A 16208-nucleotide genomic window follows, 5' to 3' on the forward strand; every position below is an offset into this window, starting at 1 on the left:
CAGGGCGGGTGACAAGAAAAACCGGCCGGGACTTTCCCGGCCGGTTTTTTTGTTATGCGTGGGGTATTCAGCCGTGCGCTTCGACCAGCCGCTGCGCCATCTCGGCAAAGCCCTCGCCACCGGCCGCTGCGGTGATATAGGCCGGCGGCACCGGCAGCTGCGGCAGGATGTCGCGCACATTGGCCACGCCAACCGACAGCGGAAAGTGGGCGAACATGCTGGCATCGTTGGCCGAATCGCCGATAAACAGCCATTCGTCGCGGCGCGCGTCCACGTCTTCGCCCAGCAGTTCGGCCACGCACAGCCTGCTCATCGACAGCTTGTCGTGCAGGCCGAACCAGCCGTTGACATGGATCGAGCTGACCGTGGCGGTCATGCCGGCCTCGCGCATGATGGCGGCGATGCGGGCCACGGCGTCTGCAGGCAACGGCGCGACGTCCTCGGCATGGTCGATGGCCAGGTCGGCGGCATGCCAGGCCTGGTCCGAGGCCAGCGCGCAGCCCGGCACTTCGCGCACGATGTGCTGGCCCAGCGCTTCGATGCGCGCCAGGTTGCGCGCGCGTGTGGCGGCATCGTCCAGGAAGCGGGTCTGCAGGCGGCCGTTGTGCAGGTGCGAGTAGAACGCACCGTTCTCGCCGATGATGGCGTCGACCGGCCACAGCCGGGTCAGGATCTCGGCCCAGGCGATGCAGCGCCCGGTGACCGGGATCACGTGCAGGCCCGCGCGGCGCAACCCGTCGAGCGCCAGGTAGGTCGAGGCCGGCAGCCGCCCGTCGGTGGTCAGGGTGCCGTCGATGTCGGTCAGCACGCCGCGCACGCGCTGCAGCACGGAATTAGAGAGCTTATTCAGGGATTGCATGGCGGGCCATTGTAACCGCGGATCTGGCGGCAATTTCCCTTATTGCACTGCAAAAGGCATCGTACTGGCCATACTGGTGAATCTGCTGATTTGCTAGCGCAGGTGCGACAGGCGTAACATGCCGCTGTCACAAAAAAATCACATACTGTCGGATTTTCGCCGGAACAGACAGACCAAAGGAGAGCCACCGATGTCCTTTTCCCGTACCGTGCTCAAACTCGCAGCGCTGGCAGCCCTGACCGGGGCCGGCAGCGCCCACGCCGCCGTTGAAATCCAGTGGTGGCACGCCATGCAGGGGGCCCTGAACGACAAGGTGAACGAGATCGCCAACAAGTTCAACGCCAGCCAGTCCGAATACAAGGTGGTGCCGGTCAACAAGGGCAACTACGACGAAACCATGGCCGCGGGCATTGCGGCCTTCCGCGCCGGCGGCTCGCCCGCCATCCTGCAGGTGTTTGAAGTGGGCACCGCCACCATGATGAGCGCCAAGGGCGCGATCAAGCCGGTGTCGGCGGTGATGAAGGACGCCGGCGAGAAGTTCGACCAGAAGGCCTATATCCCGGCGGTGGCGGGCTACTACACCTCGTCCAAGGGCGAGATGCTGTCGTTCCCGTTCAACAGCTCGACCACGGTGTTCTACTACAACAAGGACGCCTTCAAGAAGGCCGGCCTGGATCCGGAAAAACCGCCCAAGACCTGGCCCGAGGTGATGCAGTACTCGGCCAAGCTCAAGGCCTCGGGCACCAACTGCGCCTACACCACCGACTGGCAGGGCTGGGTCCACCTGGAGAGCTTCTCGGCCTGGCACAACACGCTGTATGCGACCAAGAACAACGGCTTCGGCGGCACCGACACGCGCCTGGTCTTCAACAGCCCGCTGCACGTCAAGCACATCACCAACCTGCAGGACATGGTGAAGAAGGGCTATTTCAGCTACGGCGGGCGCAAGGCCGAGTCGCAGGCCAAGTTCTACAACGGCGAGTGCGCGATGTTCACCGGCTCGTCGGCATCGCTGGCCAATATCCGCAAGAACGCCAAGTTCGCGTTCGCGGTGGCACAGCTGCCGCACTACCCGGAGGTGCAGGGCGCCCCGCAGAACACCATCATCGGCGGCGCTTCGCTGTGGGTGATGGGCGGCAAGAAGCCCGACGAGTACAAGGGCGTGGCCAAGTTCTTCAATTTCCTGTCGCGCCCCGAGATCCAGTCTGACTGGCACCAGGCCACCGGCTACCTGCCGGTGACGATGGCCGCCTACGAGATGACGAAGAAATCGGGCTACTACGACAAGAACCCGGGTGCCGATGTGTCGGTGCAGCAGATGGTGGTCAAGACCACCGACAAGTCGCGCGGCGTGCGCCTGGGCAACATGGTGCAGATCCGCACCGTGGTGGACGAGGAACTGGAAGCCGTCTGGGCCGGCAAGAAGGAGCCCAAGGCGGCGCTGGACTCGGCCGTGGCCCGCGGCAATGATCTGCTGGAGCGCTTCCAGAAGACTGCCCGCGAGTAAGCCGGCATAGCCAGCAAGCTGATGTGACAAGCGGGCGGTGGCGAAACCTCCGCCCGCTTGCATTGTGGACGGCCCCTTCGGACCGATCGGGACTGTCCGCATCCGTACCTAGTCCGATGCCGCGACCCGCGGCATTCGCCGGAATCCGTTCATGGAAAAACGCGTCGTTTTCCGTTCGCCGTGGCTGCCGTATCTGCTGGTCTTGCCGCAGATCGCGATCACGCTGATCTTCTTTTTCCTGCCCGCCGGGCAGGCGCTGTACCAGTCGATGCTGCAGCAGGATGCCTTCGGCATCAACCTGGAGTTTGTCGGCCTGGACAACTTCCGCATGCTGTGGAACGACCCGCTGTACGTGGAGTCGTTCCAGACCACCGCCATCTTTGCGGTGGGCGTGACCGTGGTGGGCCTGACTACCGCGCTGCTGCTGGCCTATTTTGCCGACCGCATCATCCGCGGCGCCGTCGGCTACAAGACGCTGCTGATCTGGCCGTATGCGGTGGCGCCGGCCGTGGCCGGCGTGCTGTGGATGTTCATGTTCAACCCGACGCTGGGCGTGGTGTCCTATGCGCTGCGCAAGCTCGGCGTGGAATGGAACTTCCTGCTCAATGGCGACCAGGCATTGCTGCTGGTGGTGCTGGCCGCCGCCTGGAAGCAGATCAGCTACAACTTCCTGTTCTTCCTGGCGGGTCTGCAGAGCATCCCGCGCTCGCTGATCGAGGCCGCCGCGATCGACGGCGCCGGCCCATGGCGCCGCTTCTGGTCGATCATGTTCCCGCTACTGTCGCCGACCACCTTCTTCCTGATGGTGATCAACGTGGTCTACGCGTTCTTCGATACCTTCGCGATCATCGACGCGGTCACCCACGGCGGCCCGTTCAATTCGACCAACACGCTGGTCTACAAGGTCTTCCATGATGGCTTCCGCGGCATGGACATCGGGGGCTCGGCCGCGCAGTCGGTGGTGCTGATGGTGATCGTGATCGCGCTGACCGTGGTGCAGTTCCGCTATGTTGAACGCAAGGTCCAGTACTGACGGAGACAGCACATGGTAGAACGTCGCCCCTTCCTTGATTTCCTGAGCCACGCGGTGCTGATCCTGGGCATCGTGATCGTGGTGTTCCCGGTGTACCTGACCTTCGTCGCGTCCACGCTGACCGCCGAAGAGGTGCTGGACGCGCCGATGACGCTGATCCCAGGCAGCCACCTGATCGAGAACTATCGCACCGTGCTGTTCCAGGGCGTGGGCGAGGCCGCATCGCCGGTCTCGACCATGATGAAGAACAGCCTGATCATGGCGCTGGGCATTGCGCTGGGCAAGATCGCGATCTCGATCATCTCGGCCTTTGCCATCGTCTATTTCAAGTTCCCGCTGCGCAAGACCTTCTTCTGGCTGATCTTCATCACGCTGATGCTGCCGGTCGAAGTGCGCATTCTGCCGACCTACAAGGTGGTGTCGGACCTCGGCATGCTCGACAGCTACTTTGGCCTGACGGTCCCGATCATCGCGTCGGCCACCGCCACCTTCCTGTTCCGCCAGTTCTTCCTGACCATTCCGGACGAACTGGCCGAGGCCGCGCGCATCGACGGCGCCGGGCCGCTGCGATTCTTCTGGGACGTGGTGCTGCCGCTGTCGCGCACCAGCATCGCCGCGCTTTTCGTGATCCAGTTCATCTACGGCTGGAACCAGTACCTGTGGCCGCTGCTGATCACCACGCAGAAGTCGATGACGCCGGTGGTGGTGGGCGTGACGCAGATGATCTCGCGCTCGGGTGACGCGGCCACCGACTGGAACCTGGTGATGGCCACCGTGATGCTGGCGATGATCCCGCCGGCGGTGGTGGTGGTGCTGATGCAGAAGTGGTTCGTCAAGGGCCTGGTCGAAACGGAAAAATAAGGCGCGGTGGCCACGAGCCACGCGCAGGACAACAGCAATGGCAAAACTGTCGCTACGCAACGTTCAGAAAACCTACGCCGGCAGCGTCCAGGTGGTGCACGGCATCGACATGGAGATCGCCGACGGCGAATTCATCGTCATCGTCGGCCCCTCGGGCTGCGGCAAGTCCACGCTGCTGCGCATGGTGGCGGGGCTGGAAACCATTACCGGCGGAGAAATCCATATCGGCGACAAAGTCGTCAATAACCTGGAGCCGGCCGAGCGGGACATCGCCATGGTGTTCCAGAACTACGCGCTCTATCCGCATATGAGCGTGTACGACAACATGGCCTACGGCCTGAAGATCCGCGGCATGGCCAAGGCCGAGATCGCGCAGCGGGTGAACCATGCCGCCGGCATCCTGGAGCTGGCGCCGCTGCTGGACCGCAAGCCGCGCCAGTTGTCGGGCGGGCAGCGCCAGCGCGTGGCCATGGGCCGCGCCATCGTGCGCGAGCCGGCGGTGTTCCTGTTCGACGAGCCGCTGTCCAACCTGGACGCCAAGCTGCGCGTGCAGATGCGGCTGGAACTGAAGGAGCTGCACCGGCGCCTGGGCACCACCAGCCTGTACGTCACGCACGACCAGGTCGAGGCGATGACGCTGGCCGACCGCATGATGGTGCTCAACGCCGGACGCGTCGAGCAGATCGGCACGCCGCTGGAAGTCTATTCGCGTCCGGCCAGCACCTTCGTGGCCGGCTTTATCGGCTCGCCGCCGATGAACCTGATCCCGGTGGCGCGCAACGCCGGCGGCGACACGGGCGCGCAGATGCGCGTGGTGGCGAAGGAGGGCGAGGCTGCCAACGCCACGCTGGGGCACCTGCCGATGGGGCTGCACCTGCCGGAGCAGGCACTGCTGGGGCTGCGCCCGGAGCATATCGAGCCGTGCGCCGCGCATGAGGCCATCGCCGAAGTCGATGTGCGCGTGGTCGAGGCCCTCGGCGCGGATTCCTTCGCCTATGGGTCGCTCGGCGGACAGGCGGTGGTGGTGCGGCTGGACAGCCATGCGCACGTGCGCGCCGGCGACCGCCTGCCGGTGACGTCGTCGGCGGAGCACCTGCATTTCTTTGCGCCCGATACGGGCAAGCGCATCGAGGCCTGACATGACCAGCGTAACCGACACTGCCTGGCGGTACCCGAGCCATATCGCGCACCGCGGCGCCGGCAAGCTGGCGCCGGAGAATACGCTGGCAGCGCTTCGCCACGGCGCCGGCTTTGGCTACCGGATGTTCGAGTTCGACGTAAAGCTGTCGGCCGACGGCAAGCCGGTGCTGATGCACGACGCCACGCTGGACCGCACCACCAGCGGCCAGGGCAGGGTGGATGCGCTGACACTGGGCGAACTCGCGCAGCTGGACGCCGGCACGTGGCACAGCCCCGCCTTCGCCGGCGAGCCCGTGCCGACGCTGGCGGCCATCGCACGCTATACCCGGGCCAACAGCTTGATGGTCAATATCGAGATCAAGCCAGTGCCCGGCACCGAGGCGCGCACCGGTGCGGCGGTGGCGCTGGACGCGCAGTCGCTGTGGGCGGGTGCCGCGGTGCCGCCGCTGCTGTCATCGTTTTCTGAGGAGGCGCTGGCCGCCGCGGCGCGCGTCGCGCCAGACCTGCCGCGCGCGCTGCTGCTCGACCAGCTGCCCGCGGACTGGCTGGAGCGGCTGCGCCGGCTGGGCTGCGTGGCGCTGGATGCCAACCACCGCGAACTGGATGCCGGCGTGATCGCCGCCGCGCACGCGGCCGGTTTCCGGGTCCTCTGCTATACCGTGAACGATCCGGCGCGGGCGGCGCAGTTGCTGGCCTGGGGCCTGGACGGGCTGATCACAGACGCCGTCGACCAGATCGCGCCTTGATTCAAATTGTTGTGCGGGTGTTGCTAGTTCGCTGATTGCGAACCGAATTGTCGTGGGTAGGTGTTTCGTATCGCGAAAAGTCCACATTGATCAAAGGCAATTCATGCTATTCTTACCGCCGTGAAGACTTTAGGTCCTTCCCCGCACAACTTGCCCTTTCGGGCCTTGTGAGGAAGCCATCACACGCGGCACCCAAGCGGTGCCGTTTGTGTAGGCGCCTCAGTTGGGCTCCCAAGAGTTGTTTGCGATCCGCTAACCGGTCAAGCCGTGTCGCGGAAGGTTGAATAACCCGCTGAACTCCGGCATTCCCGGAGAATAGTGAGCGTCCCATGATGCAGCAGTATCAGAGCAACTCGTACCTCTTCGGCGGTAACGCCCCGTATGTCGAAGAACTGTACGAGGCCTACCTCCAGAACCCCGCCTCGGTTCCCGACAATTGGCGCGCGTATTTCGACGCCATGCAGAACGTTCCTGCGGTCGACGGCTCGAACGGCCGGGATATCCCCCACGCCCCCATCGTTGCCTCGTTCGCCGAGCGCGCCAAGCAAGGCCCCATCAAGACCATCGTTGCCTCGGCCGATTCCGACATGGGCCGCAAGCGCGTCGCTGCCACCCAGCTGATCGCCGCCTACCGCAACATCGGTTCGCACTGGGCCGACCTGGACCCGCTCAAGCGCCAGGAGCGTCCGCCCCTGCCGGACCTGGACCCGGCGTTCTACGGCTTCTCCGAAGCAGACCTCGACATCGTCTTCAATGCCAGCAATACCTACTTTGGCAAGGAGTCGATGAGCCTGCGCGAGCTGCTCAACAACCTGCGCGAAACCTACTGCGGCACCATCGGTTTCGAATTCATGTACGTGAGCGATCAGGCGCAGAAGCGCTGGTGGCAGGAGCGCCTGGAAACCACGCGTTCCAAGCCCGTGTTCACGCTGGAAAAGAAGAAGCACATCCTGGACCGCCTGACCGCGGCTGAAGGCCTGGAGCGCTTCCTCCACACCAAGTACGTCGGCCAGAAGCGCTTCTCGCTGGAAGGCGGCGAAAGCTTCATCGCCGCCATGGACGAGCTGATCCAGCACGCCGGCAGCAAGGGCGTGCAGGAAATCGTGATCGGCATGGCCCACCGCGGCCGTCTGAACGTGCTGGTCAACACGCTGGGCAAGATGCCGGCCGACCTGTTCGCCGAATTCGAAGGCAAGCACGTCGACGACCTGCCGGCCGGTGACGTCAAGTACCACAAGGGCTTCTCGAGCGATGTCTCGACCGAAGGCGGCCCGGTCCACCTGTCGCTGGCGTTCAACCCGTCGCACCTGGAAATCGTCAACCCGGTGGTCGAAGGCTCGGCCAAGGCCCGCCAGGAACGCCGCGGCGAAGTCGGCCACAAGGAAGTGCTGCCGGTGCAGGTGCACGGCGACGCGGCCTTTGCCGGCCAGGGCGTGGTGATGGAGACGCTGAACCTCGCGCAGACCCGCGGCTACGGCACGGGCGGCTCGATGCACATCGTCATCAACAACCAGATCGGCTTCACCACCTCCGACCCGCGCGACGCGCGTTCGACGCTGTACTGCACGGACGTGGTCAAGATGATCGAGGCCCCGGTGCTGCACGTGAACGGCGACGATCCCGAAGCGGTGGTGTACGCCATGCAGCTGGCCGTGGACTTCCGCATGGAGTTCAAGAAGGATGTCGTGGTCGACATCATCTGCTTCCGCAAGCTGGGCCACAACGAGCAGGACACCCCGGCGGTCACGCAGCCGCTGATGTACAAGAAGATCGCCCAGCACCCCGGCACGCGCAAGCTGTACGCCGACAAGCTGGCCGCGCAGAACCTGGTCCCGGCCGAGTTCGGCGACGAGAAGGTCAAGGAATACCGCGCCGCGATGGACGCCGGCAAGCACACCGCCGACCCCGTCCTGTCGAACTTCAAGAACAAGTTCGCCGTGGACTGGATGCCGTTCCTGAACCGCAAGTGGACCGACGCCGCCGACACCGCCGTGCCGGTGACCGAGCTCAAGCGCCTGGCCGAACGCATCACCACCACGCCTGAGACCCTGAAGCTGCACCCGCTGGTGGAGAAGGTGGTCAAGGACCGCGCCAACATGGGCCGCGGCGACCAGCCGCTGGACTGGGGCATGGGTGAGCACCTGGCCTTCGCCTCGCTGGTGTCGTCGGGCTACCCGGTGCGTATCACCGGCCAGGACGCCGGCCGCGGCACCTTCACCCACCGCCACGCCGTGCTGCACGACCAGGCCCGCGAGCGCTGGGATGCCGGCAGCTACGTGCCGCTGCAGAACGTGTCGGAAAACCAGGCACCGTTCACGGTGATCGACTCGGTGCTGTCCGAAGAAGCCGTGCTCGGCTTCGAATACGGCTACTCGGCCGCCGAACCGAATGCGCTGGTGATCTGGGAAGCCCAGTTCGGCGACTTCGTCAACGGCGCCCAGGTGGTGATCGACCAGTTCATCTCGTCGGGTGAAGTGAAGTGGGGCCGTGCCTCCGGCCTGACGCTGATGCTGCCGCACGGCTACGAAGGCCAGGGCCCGGAACACAGCTCGGCCCGTATCGAGCGCTTCCTGCAGCTTTGCGCGGACCACAACATGCAGGTCTGCCAGCCGACCACGCCGGCCCAGATCTTCCACCTGCTGCGCCGTCAGATGATCCGTCTGTTCCGCAAGCCGCTGGTGATCATGACGCCGAAGTCGCTGCTGCGTAACAAGGACGCCGTGTCGCCGCTGTCGGACCTGGCCAAGGGCCACTTCGAGACGGTCATCCCTGACCACGAAGAACTCAACGCCAGCAAGGTCAAGCGCGTCATCATGTGCTCGGGCAAGGTCTATTACGACCTGGTCAACACGCGCAAGGAGCGCGAGGCCAACGATACGGCGGTGATCCGCCTGGAACAGCTGTATCCGTTCCCGCACAAGGCCGTGGCAGCAGAACTCAAGAAGTATCCGAACGCCACCGAAATCGTGTGGTGCCAGGACGAGCCGCAGAACCAGGGTGCCTGGTTCTTCGTGCAGCACTACATCATGGAAAACATGACGGATGGCCAGAAGCTCGGTTATGCCGGTCGTCCCGCTTCGGCTTCGCCGGCAGTGGGCTACTACGCAAAGCACAACGAGCAACAGAAGGCGCTGCTGGATGCTGCCTTCGCCAAGCTCAAGGGCTTTGTTCTGACCAAGTAATCAAGCGGCAGCCACGGCGGCGCGCGCAGACGGCCGCCGTGGCATAGCCAGCATAAAGACAACACGCATAACACGAGGAATTCACAACCATGGCTATCGTTGACGTCAAGGTTCCGCAGCTCTCCGAATCGGTCGCCGAAGCGACCATGCTCAACTGGAAGAAGAAGCCGGGCGAGGCTGTTGCACAGGACGAAATCCTGATCGAGATCGAAACCGACAAGGTCGTGCTGGAAGTGCCGGCCCCGTCGGCTGGTGTCCTGTCGATTATCGTCAAGAACGACGGCGACACCGTCGTGGCCGATGAGATCATCGCCAAGATCGACACCGAAGCCACCGCTGGCGCCGCCGCACCGGCTGCTGCCGCTCCGGCAGCAGCCGCCGCTGCCCCGGCACCGGCCGCTGCTGCCGCCGCAGGTGGTGTGGCGATGCCGTCGGCTGCCAAGCTGATGGCAGAAGCCGGCCTGTCGGCTGGCCAGGTTGCAGGCACCGGCAAGGACGGCCGCATCACCAAGGGTGACGCGCTGGCCGCTGCTGCTGCTCCGGCCGCCCCGGCCGCCAAGGCTGCTCCGGCTCCGGCTGCCGCCAAGCCGGCGCTGCAGCAGGTTTCGGCCCCGGTCGACTTCGCCGCGCTGGGCGACCGCCCGGAAGAGCGCGTGCCGATGAGCCGCCTGCGCGCCCGTATCGCCGAGCGCCTGCTGCAATCGCAATCGACCAACGCCATCCTCACCACCTTCAATGAAGTGAACATGAAGCCGGTGATGGACCTGCGCAACAAGTACAAGGACCGCTTCGAGAAGGAACACGGCGTCAAGCTGGGATTCATGTCCTTCTTCGTCAAGGCCGCGGTGCACGCGCTGAAGAAGTTCCCGCTGATCAATGCCTCGATCGACGGCAACGACATCGTCTACCACGGCTACTTCGACATCGGCATCGCCGTGGGCTCGCCGCGCGGCCTGGTGGTGCCCATCCTGCGCAATGCCGACCAGATGAGCCTGGCCGACATCGAGAAGAAGATTGCCGAGTTCGGCGTCAAGGCCCGTGACGGCAAGCTGTCGCTGGAAGAACTGACCGGCGGTACCTTCTCGATCTCCAACGGCGGCGTGTTCGGCTCGATGCTGTCGACCCCGATCATCAACCCGCCGCAATCGGCCATCCTGGGCGTGCACGCCACCAAGGACCGCCCGGTGGTGGAAGACGGCCAGATCGTGATCCGCCCGATGAACTACCTGGCGATGTCGTATGACCACCGTATCATCGACGGCCGTGAAGCTGTGCTGGGCCTGGTGGCCATGAAGGACGCGCTGGAAGATCCGGCCCGCCTGCTGCTGGACCTGTAATCAACGGTCCCCCCGCGCACGTCTGCCGTGCGCGGGGCGCGCTTCCCCCGTGATGAAGGCGCGTCGGCACAAGCTGTCGCCGGCGCCCACAAAGGAATTTCCATGAGCAAACAATTCGACGTGCTGGTGATCGGCGCCGGCCCCGGCGGCTACATCGCCGCCATCCGTGCCGGCCAGCTGGGCCTGAACGTGGCCTGCTGCGAAGGCAACCCGTATGACGATCCCAAGGGCGAAGCCCGCCTGGGCGGCACCTGCCTGAACGTGGGCTGCATCCCCTCCAAGGCGCTGCTGGCTTCCTCGGAAGAGTTCGAGAACGTCCAGCACCACCTGGGCGACCACGGCATCACCGTGGGCGACGTCAAGGTCGACGTGGCCAAGATGCTCAAGCGCAAGGACGACATCGTCGGCAAGATGACCAAGGGCATCGAGTTCCTGTTCCGCAAGAACAAGGTGACGCTGCTCAAGGGCTACGGCAAGTTCGTCGGCAAGAGCGCCGAAGGCTTCCAGGTCGACGTTGCCGGTGAAGTCGTGACCGCCAAGCAGGTCATCATCGCCACCGGTTCGAAGGCTCGCCACCTGCCGGGCATCAAGGTCGACAACGACCTGGTCAGCGATAACGAGGGCGCGCTCAAGTTCCCCGCAGTGCCGAAGAAGCTGGGCGTGATCGGCGCCGGCGTGATCGGCCTGGAGCTGGGCTCGGTGTGGCGCCGCCTGGGTTCCGAAGTGACCGTGCTGGAAGCACTGCCCGCGTTCCTGGGCGCCGCCGACGAAGGCGTGGCCAAGGAAGCGCAGAAGCAGCTGACCAAGCAGGGCCTGAAGTTCAGCCTCGGCGTGAACGTCAACGAAGTGACGACCGGCAAGAACGGCGTGACCGTCAAGTACACCGACAAGGACGGCAAGGCGCAGACCCTGGAGGTCGATCGCCTGATCGTGTCGGTGGGCCGCGTGCCCAATACCGACAACCTGGGCCTCGACGCCGTCGGCCTGGCCGCGGACCAGCGCGGCTTCATCGAGGTGGACGACCACTGCGCCACCAAGGTGCCGGGCCTGTGGGCCATCGGCGACGTGGTGCGCGGCCCGATGCTGGCGCACAAGGCCGAGGACGAAGGCGTGGCCGTGGCCGAGCGCATCGCCGGCCAGAAGCCGCACATCGACTACAACTGCGTTCCGTGGGTGATCTACACCTTCCCTGAAATTGCATGGGTAGGCAAGACCGAAGCCCAGCTCAAGGCCGAAGGCCGCGAGTACAAGGCCGGCCAGTTCCCGTTCATGGCCAACGGCCGTGCACTGGGCATGGGCCACGCCGACGGCTTCGTCAAGATGCTGGCCGACGCCAAGACCGATGAAATCCTGGGCGTGCACATCGTTGCCGCCAACGCCTCTGACCTGATCGCCGAAGCCGTGGTGGCGATGGAGTTCAAGGCCGCCAGCGAGGATATCGGCCGCGTCTGCCACCCGCACCCGTCGATGTCGGAAGTCATGCGCGAAGCCGCGCTGGCCGTCGACAAGCGTCAGCTTAATATGTAAGGCGCATGCTTCGCATTGCCTGAGTACCGGCGCGCCGCATCCGCGGCGCGCCGTTTTCACTTGCGGCCCGTGCCGCAGGAACCCGTCAGCATGAACGTCACCGAGTACTACGAGAAGGAACTGAAGGAGCGCGGCTACCAGTCCGACGAAGCGCAATTGCGCGCCGTGGCCCGGCTGCAGCAGTGCTACGACGAATGGGTGGCCTACAAGAGCCGCCGCAATAATGCGCTGAAGAAGCTGCTGGTCCGTCCCGACGTGCCCAAGGGCGTCTACCTGTGGGGTGGGGTGGGGCGCGGCAAGTCCTTCCTGATGGACAGCTTCTATACCTGCGTGCCGGTGGTGCGCAAGACGCGGCTGCATTTCCATGAGTTCATGCGCGAGGTCCATCGCCAGCTCGAAGAGCTGCGCGGGCGTCCCGATCCGCTGGATGAGCTGGCCAAACGCATCGCGCGCCGCTTCCGGCTGATCTGCTTCGATGAATTCCACGTCAGCGACGTCGCCGACGCGATGATCCTGCATCGGCTGCTGCAGCAGATGTTCGAGAACGGCGTGCAGTTCGTTATGACCTCCAACTACCGCCCGGACCTGCTGTATCCGGATGGCCTGCACCGCGACCGCGTGCTGCCGGCCATCGCGCTGCTGCAGCAGAAGCTCGATGTGCTCAACGTCGACGCGGGCATCGACTATCGCAAGCGCGCGCTGGAGCAGGTGCAGGCGTACCACACGCCGCTCGGCGCCAAGGCCAGTTCCGCGCTGCGCGACGCCTTCACCTCGATCGCCGGCGTGGCCGACGAGTCGCCGCTGCTGCATATCGAGCACCGCGAGTTGCGTGCGCTGCGCAAGGCCAACGGCGTGGTGTGGTTCGACTTTGCCACGCTGTGCGGCGGCCCGCGCTCACAGAACGACTACCTGGAGCTGGCGTCCCAGTTCCACACCGTGATCCTGTCCGACGTGCCGCGCATGACGCCACGCATGTCGTCCGAGGCACGCCGCTTCACCTGGCTGATCGATGTCTTCTACGACCACAAGGTCAAGTTGCTGATGTCGGCGGAAGTGCCCGCGGACGAACTCTACACCGAAGGCCAGATGGCCAACGAGTTCCATCGGACCGTATCGCGCATCATCGAGATGCAATCGCGCGAATACCTGGAATCCGAGCGCCGCACCATGGATACCACGCTCACCTGAGCGTTGTTTTCCGGCCCGGCGCGACGATTGCCGGGCCGCATTGACCTATATCAAGGTCGATTCGGGGACCCGCATATACCCTCCATCGGGTAGAAAAAGGTTCCCATGTCGTCGCCCCCAGTCACCAGTCCTTCAACCAGCTTGCTGGCACCGTACCCGCCGTCCGCGCTCCGTGATGCCGTGGGCCCGGCTGCGTCCGGCGCCGGTGCGCGGCTGGCCTGCTTCCATTGCGGCCTGCCCGTCACGGACGCCGAGCCGCTTGCCGCCGAGCTGGACGGCAGCCGCCGGGTGTTCTGCTGCGGCGGTTGCCAGGCATTGGCGCAGACCCTCCATGCGGCCGGCTTCGCCCACCTGTACGGGGATGAAGCCCGCTTCGCCCGTCCCATCGACGACGGCGCCCGGCGCGAGGCCGAACCGATCTGGGCCGCCTACGACACCCCTGAGCTGCGCGCCCAGTTTGTCCGCCCGCTGGACAGCGGCCGCGCCGAGATCACGCTGGCGCCCGAGAGCATCCGCTGTGCCGCCTGCGCGTGGCTGATCGAACAGCACCTGAGCCGCCAGCCGGGCGTTGAGTCCGCGGTCGCTAATGTCGCCACGCGGCGCGTGGTGGTGCGCTGGCGCGACGGCGCCCAGACGGTGGCGGGGCTGCTGGCCGCGCTGGCCGGCATCGGCTACATGGCCTGGCCGTTCGAAGTCTCGCGCACCGACCAGCAGGACCGCCGCGCGCGCCGCGGGCTGCTGATGCGCATGGCGGTGGCCATGCTCGGCATGATGCAGGTCATGATGTATGCGTGGCCGATCTACACGCACGAGGCCACCATCGACCCTGGCCAGCTCCAGCTGATGCGCTGGGCCAGTTTCGCCCTGACGCTGCCGGTGGTGTTCTATGCCGCCTCGCCGATCTTTGCCGGTGCCTGGCGCAGCCTGCGCCAGCGCCACATGGGCATGGACGTGCCGGTGGCGATCGGCATCGGCGCCGGCTTTGCCGCCAGCGCGCTGGCCACGGTGCGCGGAGTGGGCGAGGTGTATTTCGATTCGGTGACGATGTTCGTCGCCTTCCTGCTGCTGGCCCGCTACCTGGAACTGCGCGTGCGCCAGGCCTCGCGCAGCGGCGCCGAGATGCTGGCGCGCCAGCTGCCGGCCACCTGCGAACGGCTGGTCGCGACGGGTGCGGCCGGCGAGCGTGTGCCGGTCGCGCGCCTGCGTGCGGGCGATCTGATCCGCGTCAAGGCCGGCGAGATCGTTCCCGCCGATGGCGCCGTGGTGGCGGGCGCGAGCGAGCTCGACGAATCCATGCTGACCGGCGAGAGCCGCCCGGTGCGCCGCGCCGCCGGCGAGACCGTGCTGGCCGGCAGCTTCAATACGGCAAGCCCGCTCGAACTGCGGATCACACGCGTCGGCGCCGGCACCCGCCTGGCCGAGATCGTCGCGGTGCTGGACCGCGCGCTGGCTGAAAAGCCGCGCCTGGCCACGCTGGCCGACCGCGTCGCGGGCTGGTTCGTGGCGACGCTGCTGGGGCTGGCGGCGCTGACCGGGCTGGTATGGGGCCTCTGGATCGATCCGTCGCGCGCCTTGCTGGTGACGATTGCGGTGCTGGTGGTCAGTTGCCCGTGCGCCTTGTCACTGGCAACGCCGGCCGCACTGGCCGCGGCCGGTGCGGCGCTGTCGCGCCGCGGCGTGCTGCTGACACGCGGCCACGCGCTGGAGACGCTGGCGCGCGTCACCGACGTGGTCCTCGACAAGACCGGCACGCTGACCGAAGGGCGCTTTGCCGTGGCCGCGGTCGAGCCGCTGGCTGACGCCGATCGGACCCGATGCCTGGCGCTGGCCGCCGCGATGGAGCGCGGTGGCGAACATCCGATCGCGCGTGCGCTGGTGGCCGCGGCGCAGGGTAACGCCGGCATGCCGCTCCAGGTGTCCGACATGCGCAACGTCCCGGGCCAGGGCCTGGAGGCGATCGTCGATGGCCAACGCCTGCGGCTCGGCCGCGCCGACTTTGTCGCGGCGCTGGCGCCCGACAGCGGCCAGGCACCGGACACCTGGCGCAGCGACGCGGACCATCCTGGCGCCACCGTGGTGTGGCTGGGCGCGCCAGCGGGTCCGCTGGCGCGCTTCGTCCTGGCCGATGTGGAGCGGACGCAGACGCCGCAGTTGCTCACGCGGCTGCGCGAACTGGGCGTGCGCTGCCACCTGGTATCGGGCGATCACGCCGAAGCGGTCCACTGGTGGGCATCGCACTTCGGCATAGCCTGCGTGGCCGGCGCGGTCACCCCGGAAGGCAAGCGCAACTACGTCGCGCGGCTCCAGCAGGGTGGGGCGGTGGTGCTGGCCGTGGGCGATGGCATCAACGATGCGCCGGTGCTGGCGCAGGCCCAGGTGTCGATCGCCATCGGCAGCGGCGCGCCGCTGGCCCAGGCCGGTGCGGACGCGGTGCTGACGCACGGCGGCGTGGCCGAGATCGCCACCGCATTGGCGGTGTCGCGCCGGACGCGCCGGGTGGTGCGCCAGAACCTGGGCTGGGCCTTCTTCTACAACGTGGTGGCCATCCCGCTCGCAGCGACGGGGCTGGTCACGGCCTGGATGGCCGGCATCGGCATGTCGCTGTCGTCGTTGCTGGTGGTGGCCAATGCCTGGCGCCTGCTGCGCGCCGGCAAGCCGCGCCACAAGGGAGTCTGACTGATGGAAACGCTTTACCTGCTGGTGCCGATGAGCCTGGTGCTTGTCGTGGTCATCGCGGGCGCGCTGTGGTGGGCCCTCTATGCCGGGCAGTACGACGACCTGGACCGGCCCGCCGAATCGATCCTGCTGGACAACGACAAGCCATGAAC

The 16208-nt window shown here is 66.0% G+C and carries 12 protein-coding genes; 11 read left to right on the forward strand and 1 reads right to left on the reverse strand.

Features of this window, described 5'->3' with window-relative positions:
- Window positions 1-67 precede the first annotated feature (67 nt).
- Entirely contained in the window at window positions 68-859 is a 792-nt protein-coding gene (locus AC3WVS_RS19110) for an HAD-IIB family hydrolase (RefSeq protein WP_492319903.1), read from the reverse strand.
- Between the two features lie 190 nt (window positions 860-1049).
- Here AC3WVS_RS19110 and ugpB point away from each other — a divergent pair, with 190 nt between their 5' ends.
- The 11 genes from ugpB (at window position 1050) to ccoS (ending at window position 16206) form a co-directional block, all read left to right on the forward strand.
- Window positions 1050-2366, forward strand: a complete 1317-nt coding sequence (gene ugpB / locus AC3WVS_RS19115) for a sn-glycerol-3-phosphate ABC transporter substrate-binding protein UgpB (RefSeq protein ID WP_492319904.1) — start codon at window positions 1050-1052, stop codon at window positions 2364-2366.
- 151 nt (window positions 2367-2517) lie between these two features.
- Window positions 2518-3399: a sn-glycerol-3-phosphate ABC transporter permease UgpA gene (gene ugpA / locus AC3WVS_RS19120; protein ID WP_010809460.1), complete on the forward strand. Its 882-nt coding sequence runs from the start codon at window positions 2518-2520 to the stop codon at window positions 3397-3399.
- A gap of 12 nt (window positions 3400-3411) precedes the next feature.
- Window positions 3412-4260, forward strand: coding sequence for a sn-glycerol-3-phosphate ABC transporter permease UgpE (ugpE, locus tag AC3WVS_RS19125; protein ID WP_010809461.1), 849 nt, complete (start codon window positions 3412-3414; stop codon window positions 4258-4260).
- A gap of 37 nt (window positions 4261-4297) precedes the next feature.
- Window positions 4298-5398 carry a sn-glycerol-3-phosphate import ATP-binding protein UgpC gene (locus AC3WVS_RS19130; protein ID WP_010809462.1) on the forward strand — a complete coding sequence of 367 codons (1101 nt, stop codon included), beginning with the start codon at window positions 4298-4300 and terminating at the stop codon, window positions 5396-5398.
- Window position 5399: 1 nt separating this feature from the next.
- Entirely contained in the window at window positions 5400-6146 is a 747-nt protein-coding gene (gene ugpQ / locus AC3WVS_RS19135) for a glycerophosphodiester phosphodiesterase (RefSeq protein ID WP_492319905.1), read from the forward strand.
- Window positions 6147-6475: 329 nt separating this feature from the next.
- Entirely contained in the window at window positions 6476-9328 is a 2853-nt protein-coding gene (locus AC3WVS_RS19140) for a 2-oxoglutarate dehydrogenase E1 component (protein WP_492319906.1), read from the forward strand.
- Between the two features lie 89 nt (window positions 9329-9417).
- Complete coding sequence (gene odhB, locus AC3WVS_RS19145) at window positions 9418-10665, forward strand: 2-oxoglutarate dehydrogenase complex dihydrolipoyllysine-residue succinyltransferase (RefSeq protein ID WP_492319907.1); 1248 nt, start codon at window positions 9418-9420, stop codon at window positions 10663-10665.
- Window positions 10666-10767: 102 nt separating this feature from the next.
- Window positions 10768-12192 (forward strand): dihydrolipoyl dehydrogenase, encoded by a 1425-nt coding sequence (lpdA, locus tag AC3WVS_RS19150; RefSeq protein WP_492319908.1) that lies wholly within the window; start codon window positions 10768-10770, stop codon window positions 12190-12192.
- A gap of 90 nt (window positions 12193-12282) precedes the next feature.
- Window positions 12283-13380 carry a cell division protein ZapE gene (zapE, locus tag AC3WVS_RS19155; RefSeq protein ID WP_013957184.1) on the forward strand — a complete coding sequence of 366 codons (1098 nt, stop codon included), beginning with the start codon at window positions 12283-12285 and terminating at the stop codon, window positions 13378-13380.
- 105 nt (window positions 13381-13485) lie between these two features.
- Window positions 13486-16056: a heavy metal translocating P-type ATPase gene (locus AC3WVS_RS19160; protein ID WP_492319909.1), complete on the forward strand. Its 2571-nt coding sequence runs from the start codon at window positions 13486-13488 to the stop codon at window positions 16054-16056.
- A gap of 3 nt (window positions 16057-16059) precedes the next feature.
- Window positions 16060-16206, forward strand: a complete 147-nt coding sequence (ccoS, locus tag AC3WVS_RS19165; protein WP_492319910.1) for a cbb3-type cytochrome oxidase assembly protein CcoS — start codon at window positions 16060-16062, stop codon at window positions 16204-16206.
- Window positions 16207-16208 lie beyond the last annotated feature (2 nt).

Source organism: Cupriavidus sp. CPT47-8839-RL05A (assembly GCF_058792255.1).